At 43.0% G+C, this 17,759-nt stretch carries 21 protein-coding genes and 1 riboswitch; of the genes, 15 read left to right on the top strand and 6 right to left on the bottom strand.

The window, feature by feature from the left end; genetic code table 11:
- Positions 1 to 3: 3 nt before the first annotated feature.
- The 7 genes from dnaG (at position 4) to dcm (ending at position 9,497) form a co-directional block, all read left to right on the top strand.
- Positions 4 to 1,935: a DNA primase gene (dnaG, locus tag ICU98_RS07040; RefSeq protein WP_215351750.1), complete on the top strand. Its 1,932-nt coding sequence runs from the start codon at positions 4 to 6 to the stop codon at positions 1,933 to 1,935.
- A 223-nt stretch (positions 1,936 to 2,158) separates the two neighbouring features.
- The gene (gene rpoD, locus ICU98_RS07035; RefSeq protein ID WP_215351747.1) at positions 2,159 to 4,609 is read left to right on the top strand and encodes an RNA polymerase sigma factor RpoD; all 2,451 of its coding nucleotides are present in this window, start codon (positions 2,159 to 2,161) and stop codon (positions 4,607 to 4,609) included.
- Between the two features lie 617 nt (positions 4,610 to 5,226).
- Entirely contained in the window at positions 5,227 to 5,709 is a 483-nt protein-coding gene (locus ICU98_RS07030) for a hypothetical protein (RefSeq protein WP_215351745.1), read from the top strand.
- Positions 5,710 to 5,726: 17 nt separating this feature from the next.
- Entirely contained in the window at positions 5,727 to 6,137 is a 411-nt protein-coding gene (locus ICU98_RS07025) for a hypothetical protein (RefSeq protein WP_215351742.1), read from the top strand.
- Positions 6,138 to 6,290: 153 nt separating this feature from the next.
- Complete coding sequence (locus tag ICU98_RS07020; protein ID WP_215351740.1) at positions 6,291 to 7,637, top strand: hypothetical protein; 1,347 nt, start codon at positions 6,291 to 6,293, stop codon at positions 7,635 to 7,637.
- Positions 7,638 to 7,680: 43 nt separating this feature from the next.
- On the top strand, positions 7,681 to 7,890 hold the full coding sequence (locus ICU98_RS07015; protein WP_215351737.1) for a hypothetical protein: 210 nt from the start codon (positions 7,681 to 7,683) through the stop codon (positions 7,888 to 7,890).
- 374 nt (positions 7,891 to 8,264) lie between these two features.
- Positions 8,265 to 9,497, top strand: a complete 1,233-nt coding sequence (gene dcm / locus ICU98_RS07010; RefSeq protein WP_215351735.1) for a DNA (cytosine-5-)-methyltransferase — start codon at positions 8,265 to 8,267, stop codon at positions 9,495 to 9,497.
- Here the strand turns inward: dcm and ICU98_RS07005 are convergent.
- Positions 9,430 to 10,182: an Eco47II family restriction endonuclease gene (locus ICU98_RS07005; RefSeq protein WP_215351733.1), complete on the bottom strand. Its 753-nt coding sequence runs from the start codon at positions 10,180 to 10,182 to the stop codon at positions 9,430 to 9,432. The genes dcm and ICU98_RS07005 overlap by 68 nt on opposite strands.
- A gap of 95 nt (positions 10,183 to 10,277) precedes the next feature.
- Here ICU98_RS07005 and ICU98_RS07000 point away from each other — a divergent pair, with 95 nt between their 5' ends.
- From ICU98_RS07000 to ICU98_RS06975, 6 genes are all read left to right on the top strand, one after another.
- The gene (locus tag ICU98_RS07000) at positions 10,278 to 11,447 is read left to right on the top strand and encodes a restriction endonuclease (RefSeq protein ID WP_215351731.1); all 1,170 of its coding nucleotides are present in this window, start codon (positions 10,278 to 10,280) and stop codon (positions 11,445 to 11,447) included.
- Positions 11,448 to 11,499: 52 nt separating this feature from the next.
- A riboswitch (SAM-I-IV-variant riboswitch) is annotated at positions 11,500 to 11,611 on the top strand.
- 123 nt (positions 11,612 to 11,734) lie between these two features.
- Positions 11,735 to 12,097, top strand: coding sequence for a hypothetical protein (locus ICU98_RS06995; protein ID WP_215351729.1), 363 nt, complete (start codon positions 11,735 to 11,737; stop codon positions 12,095 to 12,097).
- Between the two features lie 95 nt (positions 12,098 to 12,192).
- Positions 12,193 to 12,546: a hypothetical protein gene (locus ICU98_RS06990; RefSeq protein WP_215351728.1), complete on the top strand. Its 354-nt coding sequence runs from the start codon at positions 12,193 to 12,195 to the stop codon at positions 12,544 to 12,546.
- Entirely contained in the window at positions 12,547 to 13,260 is a 714-nt protein-coding gene (locus tag ICU98_RS06985) for a DUF3293 domain-containing protein (RefSeq protein WP_215351726.1), read from the top strand. It begins immediately after the preceding gene.
- Complete coding sequence (locus tag ICU98_RS06980) at positions 13,257 to 13,748, top strand: hypothetical protein (RefSeq protein ID WP_215351724.1); 492 nt, start codon at positions 13,257 to 13,259, stop codon at positions 13,746 to 13,748. Before ICU98_RS06985 ends, ICU98_RS06980 begins: the two co-directional genes overlap by 4 nt.
- Positions 13,708 to 14,202, top strand: coding sequence for a hypothetical protein (locus tag ICU98_RS06975; RefSeq protein WP_215351723.1), 495 nt, complete (start codon positions 13,708 to 13,710; stop codon positions 14,200 to 14,202). The genes ICU98_RS06980 and ICU98_RS06975 overlap by 41 nt, the downstream gene beginning before the upstream one ends.
- Here the strand turns inward: ICU98_RS06975 and ICU98_RS06970 are convergent, their stop codons facing one another.
- Both ICU98_RS06970 and ICU98_RS06965 read right to left on the bottom strand, forming a co-directional pair.
- A complete protein-coding gene (locus ICU98_RS06970) occupies positions 14,203 to 15,174 on the bottom strand; it encodes a YafY family protein (protein WP_215351721.1) in 972 nt (323 codons plus the stop codon).
- Between the two features lie 21 nt (positions 15,175 to 15,195).
- A complete protein-coding gene (locus ICU98_RS06965) occupies positions 15,196 to 15,636 on the bottom strand; it encodes a hypothetical protein (protein ID WP_215351719.1) in 441 nt (146 codons plus the stop codon).
- A gap of 291 nt (positions 15,637 to 15,927) precedes the next feature.
- Here ICU98_RS06965 and ICU98_RS06960 point away from each other — a divergent pair, with 291 nt between their 5' ends.
- Positions 15,928 to 16,281 carry a hypothetical protein gene (locus ICU98_RS06960; RefSeq protein WP_215351718.1) on the top strand — a complete coding sequence of 118 codons (354 nt, stop codon included), beginning with the start codon at positions 15,928 to 15,930 and terminating at the stop codon, positions 16,279 to 16,281.
- Entirely contained in the window at positions 16,274 to 16,624 is a 351-nt protein-coding gene (locus ICU98_RS06955; protein WP_215351716.1) for a hypothetical protein, read from the top strand. The genes ICU98_RS06960 and ICU98_RS06955 overlap by 8 nt, the downstream gene beginning before the upstream one ends.
- Positions 16,625 to 16,626: 2 nt before the next feature.
- Here the strand turns inward: ICU98_RS06955 and ICU98_RS06950 are convergent, their stop codons facing one another.
- The 3 genes from ICU98_RS06950 to ICU98_RS08950 form a co-directional block, all read right to left on the bottom strand.
- Complete coding sequence (locus ICU98_RS06950) at positions 16,627 to 17,052, bottom strand: HAD domain-containing protein (RefSeq protein ID WP_215351714.1); 426 nt, start codon at positions 17,050 to 17,052, stop codon at positions 16,627 to 16,629.
- Between the two features lie 2 nt (positions 17,053 to 17,054).
- Positions 17,055 to 17,255, bottom strand: a complete 201-nt coding sequence (locus ICU98_RS06945) for a hypothetical protein (protein WP_215351712.1) — start codon at positions 17,253 to 17,255, stop codon at positions 17,055 to 17,057.
- Positions 17,256 to 17,635: 380 nt separating this feature from the next.
- Complete coding sequence (locus tag ICU98_RS08950) at positions 17,636 to 17,758, bottom strand: hypothetical protein (protein ID WP_256441003.1); 123 nt, start codon at positions 17,756 to 17,758, stop codon at positions 17,636 to 17,638.
- Between the last annotated feature and the right edge of the window lies 1 nt (position 17,759).

Below are 17,759 nucleotides of genomic sequence, written 5' to 3'. Positions count from 1 at the left end.
TTCATGGCGCTCATCCCTCAATCTTTCATTGCTGATCTATTAAATCGGGTTGACATCATTGATGTGGTTGGGCAGCATGTAAAGCTCAAAAAGGCTGGCGCAAACTATCAAGGTTTGTGTCCCTTTCATCAAGAGAAATCTCCATCATTTTCTGTTTCACCGAATAAGCAGTTTTATCACTGCTTTGGCTGTGGAGCCCACGGTTCTGCAATCAGCTTCCTGATGGAGTACTCTGGCCTGGGTTACGTTGATGCGATTGAAGACTTAGCGCGTTCTGCTGGACTTACTGTTCCGCGTGAAGAGCGTACTGTTCAGGATGTCGCTCGCCAACAGCAGGCCATGGCCTTAAGTGAGGTCATGAGTTCTGCAGCGGATTGGTATCGTGCTCAACTCAAGAATGCCCCACGTGCCATTGACTATCTCAAAGGCCGAGGTTTGACGGGCGAGATTGCCAAGCGTTACTCCTTAGGTTACGCACCCGATGGTTGGCAGGGCTTAGAGGCAGTCTTCGGACCCTACAGTAATGATGAGGTTGCCAAGACTTTATTGGAGGGTGGCTTGTTGATTCAGAGTGAGGCAAGTGAAGGTAATCAAACGGTGCGTCGCTACGACCGTTTTCGAGATCGCATCATGTTCCCGATTCGCAATCCCAAAGGTCAAGTGATTGGATTTGGTGGACGCATTCTCGATCAAGGCGAGCCTAAGTACCTCAACTCTCCAGAGACGCCATTATTTTCAAAGGGCAACACACTCTATGGTTTGTTTGAGGCCCGCCAGGCCATTCGTGCACAAGAGTATGTGTTGGTCTGTGAGGGGTATATGGATGTGGTGGCGCTCGCACAGTTAGGCTTTCCGAATGCGGTAGCCACACTAGGTACAGCATGTACCGCAAACCACGTGCGCATGTTGTTGCGTCAAACAGATCGGATTGTGTTTTCTTTTGATGGCGACTCCGCAGGTCAGCGCGCTGCGCAAAGAGCTCTAGAGGCTTGTTTGCCCTTGATGTCGGATGACAAAGAGATTCGTTTCTTATTTTTGCCAACGGAGCATGACCCCGATAGTTATGTGCGTGCTTATGGTGCGCCTGCATTTGAGAAAGTCATTAAGGAAGCAGTATCACTTTCAACCTTTTTCTTTAGGGTAGCGAGCGCAGACCACGATCTCACCACTCCTGAAGGTAGGGCGCAAACGCATCATGCCGCCAAGCCATTGCTGCTATCAATGCCGCCAATTGCCTTGCGTACACAAATCTTGAGAGAGTTGGCCATTAGGACGAACTCCTCGCCAGCTGAGTTAGAGGCCTTCTGTGGCTTGACTGTTATGCCTGCGGCGCCATCAGCTCAGCCCAGAATGCAGCCACGCACTGAGCAAGGCAATTTCCCTAATCGCACTCAAGGCGGGCCATGGCAAGCAGGTAAAGGCGCTTCTAAAAGAATGGCGCAGAATATTCCTCCGCCACAAGCACCCATGGATTTGGCCGAACAAATTTTGCGAGTGGTTTTGCAGTTTCCGCATTTAGGTAAAGCATTGAATTCAAATCAGCGCAGTATGGCAATTGAAGCAGCAGAGCAGCGATCACCCAATGCCAAGAGTATGATGCAAGACCTTTTGATCCAATGTGACAGTGTGGAGCTCATCCCCGGTGAACATGGCGGAGCTGGTGAAGTGGGTGCCGGGGCTTTTGCAATGTTTCAAGAACAATTAGCGCAGAGTGAATTGGCACCTCTTTACGAGGTATTACGCAAAAGGGTCATGGAATCCGATTTAGATCTGGCTGGTGCTAGCGCAGACCTTGAGGGCGCCTTTAAAAAGCTTCAGGCCAATCAGCTCAAAAAAGAGATGAATGAAATCACCAAAAAGCTGTCTGATGGTTCGGCAAGCGACCAAGACCGGGCCCGATATCGTGAATTGGGTGAAAAACTGAAATTCTCATAAGAATTTACAGAATTCCCCCTAGATTTTTCTGAAAATATCCCCTTATTTTGCTGATGAAGCAGGGGAAAAATATCGTAATCGACTATAATCCTCTATTCCCAGAAAAAACCGATTTAATTCAGTCACTTGCGCATTATTTTGATGAAATTTGGGGCAAGTGACAAACGGGGCTGTACTTAATCAGTCGATATCAATCACCAGTAATGTAAGTAAGTACTAACAAATGCCAACTACCAAGACAAAAAAACCCGCCGTTAAAGCCGTTGCTAAAAAACCTGCTGCGAAAAAAGTACCAGCAAAAGTAGCAGTCAAGAAACCGGTTGCCAAGAAAGTCGCAGTCAAAGCGAAGCCAGTAGCTAAGAAACCGGTTGCCAAGAAAGTCGCAGTCAAAGCGAAGCCAGTCGCTAAGAAACCGGTTGCCAAGAAAGTCGCAGTTAAAGCGAAGCCAGTCGCTAAGAAGGTGGCCGCAAAGCCAGTAGCTAAGCCTACCGCAAAGCCAGCTGCTAAGCCTGTCGCTAAGGCGGCAGTAAAAGCGCCTGCGAAAGTCGCTAAGGTAGTACCGGCCAAAGTCGCCAAGGTTGTCGCAAAGCCAGAGCCAGTTGCTAAGGGTAAAAAAGCAAAAGAAGCGTTGTTGCCCGTAGTTGAGGTAGTCGAGGAAAAGAAAACACGCGGCCGTAAGCCAAAAGCTGAAGTTGCGCCAGTTGAGAGTGGTGAGGTTGTTCTGACCGATCGCCAAAAAGCCCGTGAGCGCAAAGCAAAAGAAAAAGCCCTCTTAAAAGAATTCGCTGCGCAGCAGTTGGGTTCTGAAGAGCAACAAGAACTCCGTCGTGCCCGCTTGAAGACATTGATCAAGATGGGTAAATCTAAGGGTTACTTAACCCATGGTGAGATGAATGACGTAATGTCAGATGAGTTGTCTGATGCGGATGCATTAGAGACTTTGATTGGTTTATTGAATGACATTGGCATTACTGTTTACGAGCAAGCGCCTGATGCAGAAACATTGCTCCTAAGTGAGAACACTGCTGCAGCCACCTCAGAAGAAGAGGCAGAGGAAGAAGCCGAGGCCGCTTTATCCACAGTGGATTCTGAGTTTGGCCGTACTACCGATCCCGTGCGCATGTACATGCGTGAAATGGGTACAGTTGATCTCTTGACGCGTGAGGGTGAGATTGTCATTGCCAAAAAGATTGAGGCTGGCTTAAAAGACATGGTGATGGCTTTGTCTGCCTGCCCAGTAACTATTGCTGAGATCTTGGATAACGCTGCCAAGATTGCTTCTGGTGAAATGGAAATTGATCAGTTTGTGGATGGTTTGGTTGATCCTAATGCTGAAGATATTAAGTTGGGACCTGAAGAGCCTGAGATTGATCCTGATGCTGAAGAAGGCGAAGAGGGCGGTGAAGGCGAAGAGGGCGGTGGTGGCGGAGGTGCTGCTACAGCGAATGCGAAGCAGCTCGAAGAGCTCAAGCAAATCTCGCTCGAAAAATTTGCAGTAGTTCGTGTTCAAGCTGACAAAATGCGCAGAGCTTTTGACAAAGATGGCTATAACTGCCCTGCTTACCTTAAGGCTCAAGAAAACATTCGCAATGAGTTGTTAGGTTTCCGCTTGACTGCAAAAAGTGTTGAGAAGTTATGCGACACCATGCGCTCGCAAGTAGACCAGGTCTGGAAACTCGAGCGCGGTATTGTGAGTCTGTTGGTCGATAAAGTCGGCGTAAACCGCGGTGAAGTCTTAAAAGAGTTCCCTAAGATGTCAATGAACTTGGGCTGGACCGCTAAATTACTCAAAGAAAATAAGCCTTACTCAGCTCTCTTGGAGCGTAACGTTCCAGCGATTCAAGAGTTGCAACAGAAGCTGATTGATATTCAGACTCGTGTGGTTCTGCCACTTCTTGAGTTGAAAGAAGTCAACAAGCAGATGATCGCTGGCGAGAAGCGTGCCCGTGAAGCGAAGCGTGAAATGACCGTGGCGAACTTGCGTTTGGTGATCTCTATTGCCAAGAAATACACTAATCGCGGATTGCAGTTCTTGGATTTGATCCAAGAAGGCAATATTGGTTTGATGAAGGCGGTAGATAAGTTTGAATACCGTCGTGGTTATAAGTTCTCCACTTATGCAACTTGGTGGATCCGTCAAGCTATTACTCGCTCTATTGCTGACCAAGCCCGCACGATTCGTATCCCAGTCCATATGATTGAGACTATCAATAAGATGAACCGCATCAGCCGTCAGATCTTGCAAGAGACTGGTCATGAGCCGGATGCGGCAACCTTAGCGCTCAAGATGGAGATTCCGGAAGATAAGATTCGCAAGATCATGAAGATCGCTAAAGAGCCTATCTCTATGGAGACTCCAATTGGTGACGATGAAGACTCTCATTTGGGTGACTTTATTGAAGACTCGAATACCTTGGCGCCAGCAGAGGCAGCTTTGCATGACTCCATGCGCGATGTCGTTAAGGATGTCTTGGACTCACTCACACCTCGCGAAGCAAAAGTATTGCGTATGCGCTTTGGTGTGGAGATGAGTACAGATCACACCCTTGAAGAAGTGGGCAAGCAATTCGATGTCACCCGAGAGCGTATACGTCAGATCGAAGCAAAAGCACTCCGTAAAATGCGTCATCCAAGTCGTAGTGACAAGCTCAAAACTTTCCTAGAGGAAGATTGATCGAAGCATTTACGAGCCCATAGCTCAGTTGGTTAGAGCAGAGGACTCATAAGAAAGAAGCCCAAGGGGTCTTGTAACAAAGACCTCAATAGATTCAAGAGGTTAGTGGTGAATTAGGTGGTCAAAATTGCTTACACACCGCTTACACACCGAAGCAAAAACCGAGGTGTGTAGTAAATGCGGTTTTAGTGTGGTTTTGCAGTGGTAAACACCAGCAGTAAGGTGTGTAGTAAAAGTAACGATTTAGGGCCCATAGCTCAGTTGGTTAGAGCAGAGGACTCATAGCGAAAGTTGTGCCTTATGCGTGGAAACTGCATAAGGGATGGTGTCAAATTCGGAGAAAGCTAAATGTAGCCAAAAGCTGCACAAGCTAACGCCGAGCGAAGCTTAGTAGAAATACTTTGAACGTGTAGAGACTAGACGGCACCCATCTAAGTCGAGCAATCGATATGATGAAGGCATAGTCCAGGGAGTAGTGAAAGCTACACAAACCGGAATCCTTTGGTCCCAGGTTCAAGTCCTGGTGGGCCCACCAGAAAAGCAAACCCCCATCAGTAATGATGGGGGTTTTTGTCTTTTGAGATCTAGAATCTAACTACATATTTAAGGATTTAAACATGCCAGTTAAAAATGATGGTGACTTAATCCATGGTGTCGGATATGTGGCAGTGTATGCAGCTTACGTAGAAGAGGCAATTGAGGAGGTTATAAAAGTCATCCTAGCAAGCGATTCAACTGCTGATGACAACATTCTCAAACAGCAAGTTAGCAAGCAAATTAAGTTTATTAAAGACTGGCTTAAAGAAAAAAATTTGCTTGGAGGTCAATTTCAAGGATTTGATCAATATTTAGATTACGTAAAAAATCTCATGGAGAAGAGGAATGAAATTATTCACGGAAGAATCTATGCAGTTCCCGGGTCGGTGGATATATTAAAACCAGCTAGGCCAGGAATGCCGGAAAGAAAAGCTGATTCTGCTGAGTTATATGATTTAGCCAATGATTTATATTCATTATTAGCACCTCTCAATATGGTCTCAATGTTTAGACTAGCTCAGCACATAAGAGACCAGAAAAAAATCAGCGATCAATCTTTATAGTTCGGAATGGTATTTTTATGACTCTAGCTTCAAAAGAAAAGCTTCTTTCCTTACATCGATACTTCATCTGGGCAAATAAGATGCGCCAAAATTTTGATGAAACGCTCAAATATTCTGTAACGCAAGATGGCAGCAATGGTATGGATGCATTTATGTACATGGGATATTGGTACGCAACTATGTATTTAGTTGCAGATGGATGGAGAGAGCTTAAGTTAAAGGATGATCAAATTAATGAGTTACTTAAATCCGATAATCTTGAGTTGCTTAGAAGGTACCGAAATGGTGTATTTCATTACCAAAAAACGTATAACGATGCTCGATTTACGGATTTATATCAAAATGGTAAAGATGTTGTAGATTGGGTTCGACAGCTTAACCAAGAGTTAGCTAGATACTTTTTGATTGAAATGAAACTGGGTCATTAAACGTTACTTAAAGTAACGCTCATCCCCGCGCAATACTTCAAAAACTCCCCCATGAATCACCACTCATAGCCACTCTTTATTTTGGCTAAATTGCCCCCAGTAATTCCTCCAATTAGGTTGTCCTAGCTGGTGGTCAGAAGCTAAAGTATGTGTATGGCAATTAAAAAAGAAAGTACACATCAACTCATACACCGTAACCTAACCCTCTATCAACGCGAGCATAGTGCCGTATGGCAATGCCGCTATAAGGTAGATAACAAGTGGATACGAGCAACTACCAAAGAAACCCAGCTTGACTTGGCGGTCAATAAAGCCAAAGAGCTTTTAGTGGAAGCAGAGATTCGTAAACGCTCTGGCATCCCAGTAGTGACCAAGCGCTTTAAAGATATTGCTATGTTGGCTATTGATCGCATGGAGCGGGATTTAAAAGGCGGCCTAGGTAAATCAATCTACAAAGACTACATCCGTATTATTAATGAAAATTTCATCTCCACTCTTGGGCAAAGACTCATTACCAATATTGACTACGACGCCCTGCAGCAGTACTACGATGATCGTGAAGCTAGGTATGGCTTGGCAATGTCTAACAGTAATCGTAAAACCCAAAATGCTGCATTTAATAGAGTTTTTGATGAAGCCATCGTTCGGGGTTATTTAACTGAGAGCAATCGTCCTAAGCTAGATGGCAAGACTAAAGAGAGTGTGCGTCGCCCAGCATTTGAGCTTCATGAGCTTAGAGCTTTATTAAAACTTCTAGGCCCATACATAGACTCAGGCAGAACTAAAGATGTTCGTGAACGCCGAGAAATCCTGCGAGATTATGTGGAGATGCTGGTGGATACCGGCGCAAGACCAGGCATTGAGCTCTTAGATATGAAATGGAAGCAAATTCGTTTCATGATGAACCCCATTAGTACTGTAACAGACCAAATCGATGAAGAAGGCGAAGTTATTGAAGTGCACAGCCTTAACCGTAGCTGCGAAATGACAGTTAAAGGCAAAACAGGACAAAGACAGATAATTGGACGCTTACCCAGTATTAGAGTTTTAGAGCGCATTGCCTTGCGAAACTATGGGGTTGCTAGCTCAACTAAAGATCCATTGGCTGAACTCATTAAACCTACTAATGACGACTACATCTTTAGAACCAAAGAAGGCAGGGATTTAAGTGATGTGCTTAATCACATGTTTGATGGTTTTTTAGCAGACCATGGGTTACTTATTGATCCCAAGACTAATCAAAAGCGGGTGTTCTATAGCCTACGCCATACCTATGCCACCTTAGCACTTACTCACGATATGGTGCCTATTCATACCTTAGCCAAGCAGATGGGTACTAGCGTATTAATGATAGAGCGGCACTATAGTCACTTACAGGTAATACAGGCTATTGAGCAATTGCGCGGCGCTAATACTAGAAAGCTCATTGAGGCTGATAGTAAGGCTGCGGATAACTATCCAAGTAAGAAGCGGGCTGAACAAGAGCGGCGGGCAGCGTAGGCTAGTTATAAGCGTTACTTTAAGTAACGCTTAGAATATTAAAATGAGCATCGATAATCTTGAACCTGTAGGAAAAATGAATCCTCAGAAGCTAACCTCGCTGGAGGAAGACGCCAAGAAAGAGCAAGAGCTAATTAAGGCTGATACTGAGCGCTGGAAAAGGTACGGTACCAATAGTCAAAGGAAGGCCGCTCTTAGCAAGCGTGAAATCATGGAAGAAATGACTCGTGAAAGATTCCCCTGGGAAGAGTAAGCCTACGTTAGATTCTTTGCTAAATGACCAACAGGTCATCACGGGCAAGAAACTTATTGAGCGCGATAGATTGGCCAAACAGGAGGCAGATAAGCAACGAGCTTTGCTACAAGAAGCTATAGAGTTTGAGCAAAGAAATCGGAGGGTTAAGAGCTAATAATTTCCCAATATAACTTAAAGCTCATTGTGTGAGCTTTAAGTTACTTATTCTAAGATCTCAATAACTTTAATTTGGAATCTTAAATGGAATTTATCAATAACTTCAATGGTTTAACGCTACTAATGCTGGTGGGATTGTCTTATCTTTCAATTTTGAAAAATGTTAAAAAGAATGTATTATGGTAACCAATGCATAGGCAAAGGTTACCAGTTAAATGAATTCAGCTACACATATCTCTATCTCTGATGCAAGCGAGAAGTTGGCCGTATCGCTTGACACAATCCGGCGCTGGGAAAAGAAGGGGTTAATCAAGGCGCATAGGGCGGCAAATGGCCATAGATATTTTGATAAAAAAGAGTTGGATAGGCTGATTGCCAAAAATGGTGGTAGCGGGGATGTTGGCTACAAAGTATTAAAGGCGAAGAAAAAATCCCCATTTTCTGTTGTTGAATTATTTGCTGGTGCTGGTGGTTTAGCGCTAGGAATGGAAAATGCTGGGCTAGATTGCAATTTGTTGGTTGAGATAGATAAAAAAGCAGTCGAGACACTGAGGACGAATCGTCCAAAGTGGAATGTAGTTGATGATGATATTGCTAATGTAGATTTTAAAAAGATCAAAGCGGATGTAGTTGCTGGAGGGTTTCCTTGTCAAGCATTTAGTTATGCTGGTAAGAGAATGGGCTTTGAGGATACAAGAGGGACTTTATTCTTTGAATACGCTAGAGCGGTTAAAGAAATAAAGCCCAAAGTAATACTTGGAGAGAATGTAAAGGGGCTCGAGCGTCATGATAACGGGCGTACTCTCGAGACTATGCTCAATGTCCTTGATGAGCTTGGGTACGATGTTTCCTACAAAATTTTGCGTGCTCAGTATTTTGATGTAGCTCAAAAGAGAGAACGTTTAGTTATTTTGGGCGTTAGAAAAGATCTAAAACGTGCTATTGCCTTTCCCAAAGAACAGAACTATACGGTTGGCATACGTGAGGCATTAAAAGGTGCTCCAAAAGCTGAAGGTCAAAAATATACACCCGAAAAAAAGAAAATTATGGAATTGATCCCGCCTGGAGGATATTGGCGTGACCTACCATTACCTTTGCAGAAAAAATACATGGGAGCGAGCTTCTATTTGGGGGGCGGAAAAACCGGTATGGCTAGGAGGCTATCTTGGGATGAGCCATCGTTGACACTGACTTGTAATCCTGCGCAAAAGCAAACCGAGAGATGTCACCCTGGTGAAACGAGACCATTAAATGTTCGGGAGTATGCCCGTATTCAGTCGTTTCCTGATGAATGGGCATTTTCTGGATCAACAGCGTCGCAGTATAAGCAAATAGGAAATGCGGTGCCAGTAAATCTTGGCTACCATATTGGAAGAGCTATTATTGCGATGCTTTCGAACTCGTACGACGAGAAGTCTTTAGTGGTTTTGGAACATAAGCTGATTTAAAAAATTCAGTCGCCTTTTCAGCCCCAATCATTTTTGCATCAGCTTTGCAATCTTTTATTACTTGAGGTAACGCGCGGAATATTTGCTCTAGGGCATCATCAATGCCAGTGACTAAAGCATAAAAGCTGGCGCCGTCGATTTGCCTTACTTTTTCATTTGGAGAGCATTTATTTCCCTTGCTCTTATCGGATGGGGTGAAGCAAATATTATATCTATCAGCTTTTTTTGGGACTATCTCAACATAGTAGGCGGTAAAGTCCTTATATTGGTGACCTTTCATCATCACTAAATTATCTAATTCTTTATATAGTCCGATTTTGTCTGCACCCTTGATGGTGTTGTGTTTGTTTTTGATTTCCGCAATTATTTTTTTCTGAGGATTTACAACATCAATTAACTGTCCTACGCCAAGATCAGTCCAGCCCTCTATGGAGCCTAGTAATTTTTGATGCAATAAGCCCACATGGTTAGATAGGGACTTTTGAGCTTGCCGAGTCTTTTCGCTGATAACCCATGTATCAAAGTCAATATCAAACCCACCGATTTCAATCAATACAGAAAATGGATCAATGACATTTCTATTAAATTTAGTATCAGCCTTCTTTTTTGATTGGGCAGCAATGACAAGAATTTCACCTATGATTTTCTTAAAATCTTCATCCTTGATAAAGCTGACATATGCCATGAAATTCTCCAAAATTAATAATGCCCAAAAGAATGGTAACCCATGCATAGACAGAAGAGGTATATTAATTACTAAAATTACACAATTTGAAATATATGACAGCCAAACTATTCAAATTTGACGAACTTGAAAATGCAGATTTAGTTATTGACGCTATCTATGAAGGTGGCAATTCCGGCAATGCTGGTGACGATCCAATTTCTAAATTAATGGGATGTGGAAATCAGGGTGGATTTCGTCAAAAAGGCACTCTAGGAGACCTTAAGTACTGCGTCCTATATTCCGAAATGTCAAACAATGAGTGGCCAGATGAATTGAATTCTGAAAGAGGACAGTTCATTTATTTTGGAGACAACAAAAAAGCTGGGCATGAGCTGCATGACACTAGCAAAAAAGGAAATTTAATATTAAAAAATTCTTTTGATAACTTGCACTCATTACAAAGAGATAAAGTTCCTCCATTTTTTATATTTACAAAGGTCGGAGGTGCTGGTCGCTCTGTAGTTTTCCGTGGCCTGGCTGTTCCTGGTGCTGCAAATATCTTACAAACTGATGATCTAGTGGCTATATGGAAATCAGTAGATGGCAATAGGTTTCAAAACTATCGCGCAATTTTTACCATTTTGAATGAGTCGGTTATTAAAAGGGGCTGGATAAGCGAACTCCAAAACGGTAGTGCTACAAGAAATGCCCCGGACACCTATTTAAAGTGGCTCAATACTGGCAAGTACCTTCCGTTATTAGCGCCGCCGACTGTTAGTTATCGAACCCCTGAGCAACAATTGCCACAAACGTCACAAGAGAAAAAGTATATAGAGTTAATCAAAGATTACTTTTCTAAACATAAGGATGGCGAGTATTCATTTGAGAAGTGTGCTTCGGTAATTGCACAAATGATGGATAAAAATATTATCTCTTGTGATAACACAAGGCCATGGAGAGACGGCGGTAGAGATGCTATCGGAGTTTATAGAATAGGTGTAGGTCAGGCTTACACAGATGTAGAGTTTGCTCTTGAAGCTAAGTGTTATAAGTTGACATCGAGTTGTGGCGTTAAGGAAACCTCGCGATTAATTTCACGTCTAAGACATAGGCAATTTGGTATTTTTATTACTACATCATTTGTATCTCTCCAGGCTTATAAAGAAATTATTGAGGATGGACATCCGCTGTTAATAATATCCGCCATAGATATTTCACAGCTGCTAATTTCAAAAGGCATTGCTGATGTCTCTATGCTTGAGCAATGGTTAAGCCAATTTTGAGCCCATGGCTCCTAGAACTTATTTACAAATGACTGCAAGGTCTTTATAATCAAACAAACATCAAGAGATGGCTTTGTCGCCACAGCAACCTGCTAACGCTAGTAAGGTGCTAAAAAGATGAGACCCAATACCAAGCAAGGTAAAAGGTAATCAAAAGCGACAAACCCACCATTTGGTGGGTTTTTTGTTGGACAAGTGGCTCAAAAACTGACCACTAGCTCATTATTTGAACCTGCCAATCTTGATAATGGAATTGTAGAGATTAATCAATTGATATTGGAGGTCTTATGCGTGATTACACATATTTAAATGGTGCTCGTTTTTCCATCAATAACTTATTCCGAAGCTTGAGGTTTGATATTGATCGCCTCGATATGAGCTGGGTTGATGGTGAGAAGCCAGATTTCACAAGAGGATTGCGGGTTGTAGATAACGATGTAGGTAATACCGTCACTGTTGACGGCGAGGATGCGGACAACCTCATCTATAGCCTGACCTATATCTTTAGCAAAGAGGATGGTCAAGATGCGTTTCGTATCGCAACTGACGCTTATCTCACCGTAGCACTAGAGACTAAAGAGTTCTTGGTTTCAAGTCAAAAAAAGAACCCCGAGGGAAAGCCTGAAGTAGTGGAGGCTGTTATCCACTAAGCGAATCAGCGGTAGAGGTAAAAAAGTAGGAGGGCGGATTTAAACCGAATTGCCAAGCCCAGACATTTGTCAAATTGGCTAAACAGGAGAGTGCAATGAAGATTACGCAATTAAAAATTGGCTTACATCAATTTAACGACAGTAAGTGGAAGAAACTACTAGACGTCTTTAGAGATCGTTATATTCCGATTGTGTTTGTCAAAGATGAAAACAATTACTTTGCCGAAGCGATTGAACATGAAGGTAAATATTTTTATCGGGTAGATGATTTGACAGTGCAGGCAGAGCAATATGAGTATGAGCGCGTTATAAGTAACCCTCGCCTCTATTATTTTTCTTCCGCATTGAAGTTGCACCACCGCATCCGAAAGGCAAAAGAGCTAGGAATTGGCTATCACTGGCCAACTAAACCAGCAGCACCGATCAATATTTTTGAATTGGGGAAATAAATGGACGAATTAGAGATCAGAACAATTTCTCCAAATTTAATTAAGGCCTATCGCGAAGCGGTCTATGTGGTTCATCTTGGTGATCGAGAAATCGCCCTGCAAGTGAACCAGGCTTCTAGTCAATTGGCAGAGTTGATGACGGAGTGGGAGATAACAACAGCAGCTTTTCTGACTGCCTTTAATCCCTATAGCCAACCCTTAGATACTCAAGAGAATGAGGCGCGGCAAAAAAAGATGTGGGCTGATGCTTTGCCAATGTGCCCCAAAATATTTCCGGGAATAGGACGAGATAAGGATGACCAATGGCCTCATGAGCTAAGCATGCTCACTTTAGGTATACATCTAGACGATGCAAGGGTCTTAGCAGATCGATATGAGCAGAATGCATTTCTATGGGTAACGAATGAGCACGGATTTGTGAGTCTGAAGTTGCAGCATCCCATTGGAGAGCCTACTAACCAAGAATTGCACGAGTGGACCTTGGGTCTTTCGCAAGCCCATATGCTGGCCTTACTTCGTGGCTCTTACCCGGATGTGAAGTGGCTCATGACGATTTCTGAGGTGGAGTTAGAGCATTGGTTATTTCCTCAATATTGGGATCTTAATCAGCCTTGGCCGCTCGCCACCCCAGATGGCACAGCCATATCTGCAGGAACAGAAATGGATCGGATGTTTAAGTTAGCAGCCTCTGGCTTAGAAAAACTCTATTCATGAGTAAAGACTATGACCGCTCAGGTCTGATTGCTCTGATCAAGTCTGAGTTCAAGCTCGATTGGCAAGGTATTCATGGCGCAAACCATTGGGCTAGGGTGCTTCACCACGGTAAAAATATCGGGCAATTACGCAAAGCAGACTTACTAGTCGTCGAGCTCTTTGGATTCTTGCATGATAGTTGTCGCTTAGATGATGGTAGAGATCCAAAACATGGCGAACGTGCTGCAGAATTTGCGCATGGCATTCACGGGGACTTCTATCAACTTCGCTCAAAGCAATTGGATGAGCTTTGTTATGCACTACGCCATCACTCAGGTGGTGATGTCTCGGCTAACAAAACAATTCAGACCTGTTGGGACGCAGATCGATTGGATCTTGGGAGGGTTGGAATTTTTCCTGCACCCCAATACTTATCTCAAGAAGCTAATATCTTTATCGATCTGGCCTATGACTGGAGTACTCAGCTTCCCAGGAGAGCTCATGGGTGATTACGACGATAGCAATAGCTCTGGTGGCGGATCAATTATTGGAACCATTATTTCAATTTTGATTCTAGCGGCGATTTGGCCATATCTATTGGCAATATTAGGCCTTTACATTGCCTATATGGCAGCGCTAGCTGTCTTAGAGTGGATGAGTCAAAATCCACTAACTGTGGTTCTCATATTGCTAGGGTTGGCCTCAAGCTATGCGATCTTTCATTACCAGCTTATCCCAAAAGCTTGGAGATGGATGCTTACGCAGTTAAAGCCTAAAGCCATTGAGGTCAATCTTGGTCAGCCGGAATTGATCCAAAGTATGCCGGATTTGGCAGAAAGTAAATTTATACCTTCAACCAATCTGTATTGCTACTGGTGTACCAAGAAGCTTGGTATTAAAGCCTGGGAAAAGGATGGCAAGTATTACTGTGATGCGTGCAATAAAAAACTAAAGCAACAATAATTATTGATAAGCCTTAAATGCTTTTTCTAATTCGGCTCTTACTTTGTTCTTAAGGCTAGTAGGACTAATCACCTCAACCCCAGAGCCATGTTTCATGATGTCCATCACAAGCTCGGGATCTTGGTTGTAATCAAACTCAAGATTGAAGTAACCCTCTTTATCAAAAGAGCCTACTTGCTGGCCGTGCCAGTTTTCTCCCGAGACCCAACGAGCGTGTTCTGGTGTAAAACGAAGTTTTGCTCTTTGTGTAGCCTTGCCAGAGAAGATGCCGTAGCTCTCGGCAAAGTGTTCTTGGCACTCTTTATCGGAGATTTCTTGCGCTTTCTTGTTAGTCGGTACTGCACTGCGGATGCCGTCTACAGCAAAGCTGCGTAGGCCTTCGCGCATATGACAATAGGCATCGAGATACCAATTCTCGCGATAGAAAATGAGTCGTTGCGGAGAAATCTCACGCTCAGTTTCTTCATTCTTGCCCTTGGCATAGTATTTGATCGCAAGACGATTGCGCTTCAGTAGGGCGGCGCCAATTTCAGAGAAGTTATCAATCGAGTTCTTACGTGAACCCATGCCCAATACTTTGATGCGCTTACGTAATTCTTTAGCGGAAGTTTCACTTTGACCCAAAATACCATCGATGATTGTGGTTAAGGGTTCAATATGAGGACCAATTAATCCACCTTGATCTAAAGATGACAGTAAGTGCTGCATTAAGACCAGAGCAGTAGCTTCTTTTTCGGAGAACCATAAACCCGGCATTTCAATCTTGTTAACTTGGTCTGGGAATTCAAATTTATAGCCTCCTTCAAAGCGGTCATAAATGATTGATGCTTTAAGTCGACTACGTAGGTATTCAAGATCACGCTTAAAGGTGGCTTTGGAGATTTCAAGCTCATCTAAGAAGCTTTCGATAGGGACGCATTTTCGATCCTGAATCATGTACTTAATGCGGTGTAAACGTTCAATATCGCTCATATTTTTTATTTCCCGTACGAATTATGCTTTGTTAGCAAGGCAGATATCTAGCATCGACCTAAAGTTGTTTGCACACCTAGCTGAAGAGGTTTCGTCTTCAATATTTCTATTTGCTACCCATCTGTCAATAAATTCTACAAATGAATAATTAGCACCTTCGGTGCTAAGTCCTATATGTCTATCAATATCCTGTTGAGTTAAAAATACAGGTGTTTTTTTATCTTCCTGCTCAAAATAAAATAAACTTCCATTCATGGCATGAAATATTGCGATTCTTACCCATAGGTCTCGCTTTGTTTCCTCTGTTATTTCGGTGATACCGACCATAGGCATAGTGTTTATTAATGCGCAGGATGCAAAATTTAAAACTTTTCCTCCGCCACTATCTAGTTTTACGAGTTGCTCAAAATTGACTACGTTATGCGCCTGCCATTTGGGTATGACGAAGATCTCACCTTCCATTTAGCCTCCCGGATTAATTGCATTTAAGAACTATAAGTTCTTTATAGCTCATTTAATGAGCTACTGGCACTTTATTCTTCGTATATATGTCCAGAGGGAGGTGCTCCAAATGAAGCTTTTAGGGTTCTTACTGATATTTTTGAGTTGCTACAACTTTGAGCAGGGTTATTACACCCCCAAGTTGATTGCTATCTTTTTATTGGGTCTTTTTATGGTTTGTGGCAAACCACTTATTGAGCACCTATTTTTTGTTGAGCGTGAAAGGGTGCGCGCGCAGTACAGGGGAAGAAGATGAGAAAACTTAATTGTTCAGTTGGTGACTTAGCAATTACCGTGAATTGTAGTTATCCAAAAAATCTAGGCAATATCGTGAAGATAGTTTCAGCCGTTGGATTTGAGGAATGGGCAAATCATGAGGAGCTGGTTTATACCTGGAATGTAGAGATAGCCAGTGAAGGCAGCTTTTTGTACTACCAATATGAAGGCGAAGAATTTAAACCATTTACATCTGGTCCGGTTCCTGACACTTATCTTAGACGCTTAACCCCGCCTAGCGGATACCTTAATGATAAGTTTATAGACTCAGAGCAGCTGCAAATAAATTTTCATGAACTAGATTTTGTGGAAAGCGAAAGCAATGTCTAGGAATGGTCATATTCATTTGCGTTGCGAGTTAGGAAGCATTGCCATGATTACCGATAGTAAATTTTCAATTAATAAGGGAATCATTGTGAAGGTGATTGAGCCTATGGGCTTAATGCACTGGCCGGATATTGATTGGGGAGTAATTCCAGTTTGGCGCGTCAAAGTCCTAGCTCAAGGTCATGCTATCTGTTATCACCTACCTAAAAAAGGGGAATTGCGCCATGAAAGGGTGGGCTTGGTACCTGATCGATTCTTGCGCTGCTTAACTCCTTTATCTGGACAATTGCGCTTTGAGTTTGAAGACTATGAGCCGGAGCCGGACTTAGAGCCAATGGCTTTGTAGTCCTAACCCTGAATGAGCCATTGGTTGAGTTCCAGTATTTGTCTATCAGCAATACCGGTATTAGGATTGCAGCGGATTAGTCTGGTACAAGGATTTGGAAATTCCCAATAAGAATCATCAAGCGCTCTCCAATCTGCTGATCCGTAACTCTGTAAGTAATTCTGAATTTCCGTGAAGCGCGGATGTTTGCCAATTACTGCTGCTCCAGTGGCACCAATAATGAGGGATGAAATAAAAGTAGGTAAGGTCTTTTGTAGTTTTTCAAGATTATCGGTAAAGCGCCAGCTAGATGAAATCACAATCTTGGGTGATAGCAAGTTAAAAGATTCCTCTAAAAGAGCTGCGCGTGAGAATGGAGATTCACCCGCAAAGTGAGTTGGATGTAAAACTCCATCAAAATCTAAAAAGATTAGCTTTTCCTTATGCACTCTTATAGTTCTTCCTCATCTTTTTTCTCAAGCACTATGAAATTCCTCTGAATCGGTTGTCCATAGTCATCTTGTGTCCAAAACTTTTGTACCGCCACAAAACGAAACCCCTCACCACCCTTTTCATTAAGGATATTTTCCACCGTATCAATGTCTGATGATACGGGCTCCATTTTGATTAGTTCATATTCGTATGTACTCATTGTCTTTTGCTAGGTGAGTACCCAATCCTGTTGCCATTGTTATCGAAGACATTGGTGACGCCAGTGGGCGACTGAGTTTCATATCCAATTCGATTTCCATTATTGTCATAAACCCCATTGGTTGAGTTGTAGTTAAGGGGGCTGTTTTGATAATTCAATGGGGAATTGTTGTAATTCAAGGGTGAGTTGTTGTAGTTAAGAGGGCTGTTGTTGTAATTTAAAGGTGAGTTATCCCAGCTAGTTATTTGGGCTTGACTGACGCTAGAAATTAGAAGGGCACCTATAACAAGTAATCGCTTCATTTAGATCTCCTAAGATTTTTTGGCATATTTGTGGCGGGACGGTGTGTAGTTAGTGCTCAGATCTTTCCAGCAGTAGTATCAATTCTCATGCCCACTTGGATTGTTATATTTTTGCGAGCTCTTCTTGCCGCCGCCATCGGTGCGTGCAAAAACAGGAATGGCGATGCTAATTAACATCGCAGTAATGACTAGCCTTTTCATT

The organism is Polynucleobacter sp. MWH-P3-07-1 (genome assembly GCF_018687555.1).
Lineage (GTDB): Bacteria > Pseudomonadota > Gammaproteobacteria > Burkholderiales > Burkholderiaceae > Polynucleobacter.
Note: the sequence above shows the minus strand (reverse complement) of the source record. Positions and strands in the feature narration are given on the sequence as shown.

Bases quoted from the DNA above. Each gene is read 5' to 3' on its own strand.
- dnaG (WP_215351750.1), top strand. From the start codon at position 4: ATGGCGCTCATCCCTCAATCTTTCATTGCTGATCTATTAAATCGGGTT.
- rpoD (WP_215351747.1), top strand. From the start codon at position 2,159: ATGCCAACTACCAAGACAAAAAAACCCGCCGTTAAAGCCGTTGCTAAA.
- ICU98_RS07030 (WP_215351745.1), top strand. From the start codon at position 5,227: ATGCCAGTTAAAAATGATGGTGACTTAATCCATGGTGTCGGATATGTG.
- ICU98_RS07025 (WP_215351742.1), top strand. From the start codon at position 5,727: ATGACTCTAGCTTCAAAAGAAAAGCTTCTTTCCTTACATCGATACTTC.
- ICU98_RS07020 (WP_215351740.1), top strand. From the start codon at position 6,291: ATGGCAATTAAAAAAGAAAGTACACATCAACTCATACACCGTAACCTA.
- ICU98_RS07015 (WP_215351737.1), top strand. From the start codon at position 7,681: ATGAGCATCGATAATCTTGAACCTGTAGGAAAAATGAATCCTCAGAAG.
- dcm (WP_215351735.1), top strand. From the start codon at position 8,265: ATGAATTCAGCTACACATATCTCTATCTCTGATGCAAGCGAGAAGTTG.
- ICU98_RS07005 (WP_215351733.1), bottom strand. From the start codon at position 10,182: ATGGCATATGTCAGCTTTATCAAGGATGAAGATTTTAAGAAAATCATA.
- ICU98_RS07000 (WP_215351731.1), top strand. From the start codon at position 10,278: ATGACAGCCAAACTATTCAAATTTGACGAACTTGAAAATGCAGATTTA.
- ICU98_RS06995 (WP_215351729.1), top strand. From the start codon at position 11,735: ATGCGTGATTACACATATTTAAATGGTGCTCGTTTTTCCATCAATAAC.
- ICU98_RS06990 (WP_215351728.1), top strand. From the start codon at position 12,193: ATGAAGATTACGCAATTAAAAATTGGCTTACATCAATTTAACGACAGT.
- ICU98_RS06985 (WP_215351726.1), top strand. From the start codon at position 12,547: ATGGACGAATTAGAGATCAGAACAATTTCTCCAAATTTAATTAAGGCC.
- ICU98_RS06980 (WP_215351724.1), top strand. From the start codon at position 13,257: ATGAGTAAAGACTATGACCGCTCAGGTCTGATTGCTCTGATCAAGTCT.
- ICU98_RS06975 (WP_215351723.1), top strand. From the start codon at position 13,708: ATGACTGGAGTACTCAGCTTCCCAGGAGAGCTCATGGGTGATTACGAC.
- ICU98_RS06970 (WP_215351721.1), bottom strand. From the start codon at position 15,174: ATGAGCGATATTGAACGTTTACACCGCATTAAGTACATGATTCAGGAT.
- ICU98_RS06965 (WP_215351719.1), bottom strand. From the start codon at position 15,636: ATGGAAGGTGAGATCTTCGTCATACCCAAATGGCAGGCGCATAACGTA.
- ICU98_RS06960 (WP_215351718.1), top strand. From the start codon at position 15,928: ATGAGAAAACTTAATTGTTCAGTTGGTGACTTAGCAATTACCGTGAAT.
- ICU98_RS06955 (WP_215351716.1), top strand. From the start codon at position 16,274: ATGTCTAGGAATGGTCATATTCATTTGCGTTGCGAGTTAGGAAGCATT.
- ICU98_RS06945 (WP_215351712.1), bottom strand. From the start codon at position 17,255: ATGAGTACATACGAATATGAACTAATCAAAATGGAGCCCGTATCATCA.
- ICU98_RS08950 (WP_256441003.1), bottom strand. From the start codon at position 17,758: ATGAAAAGGCTAGTCATTACTGCGATGTTAATTAGCATCGCCATTCCT.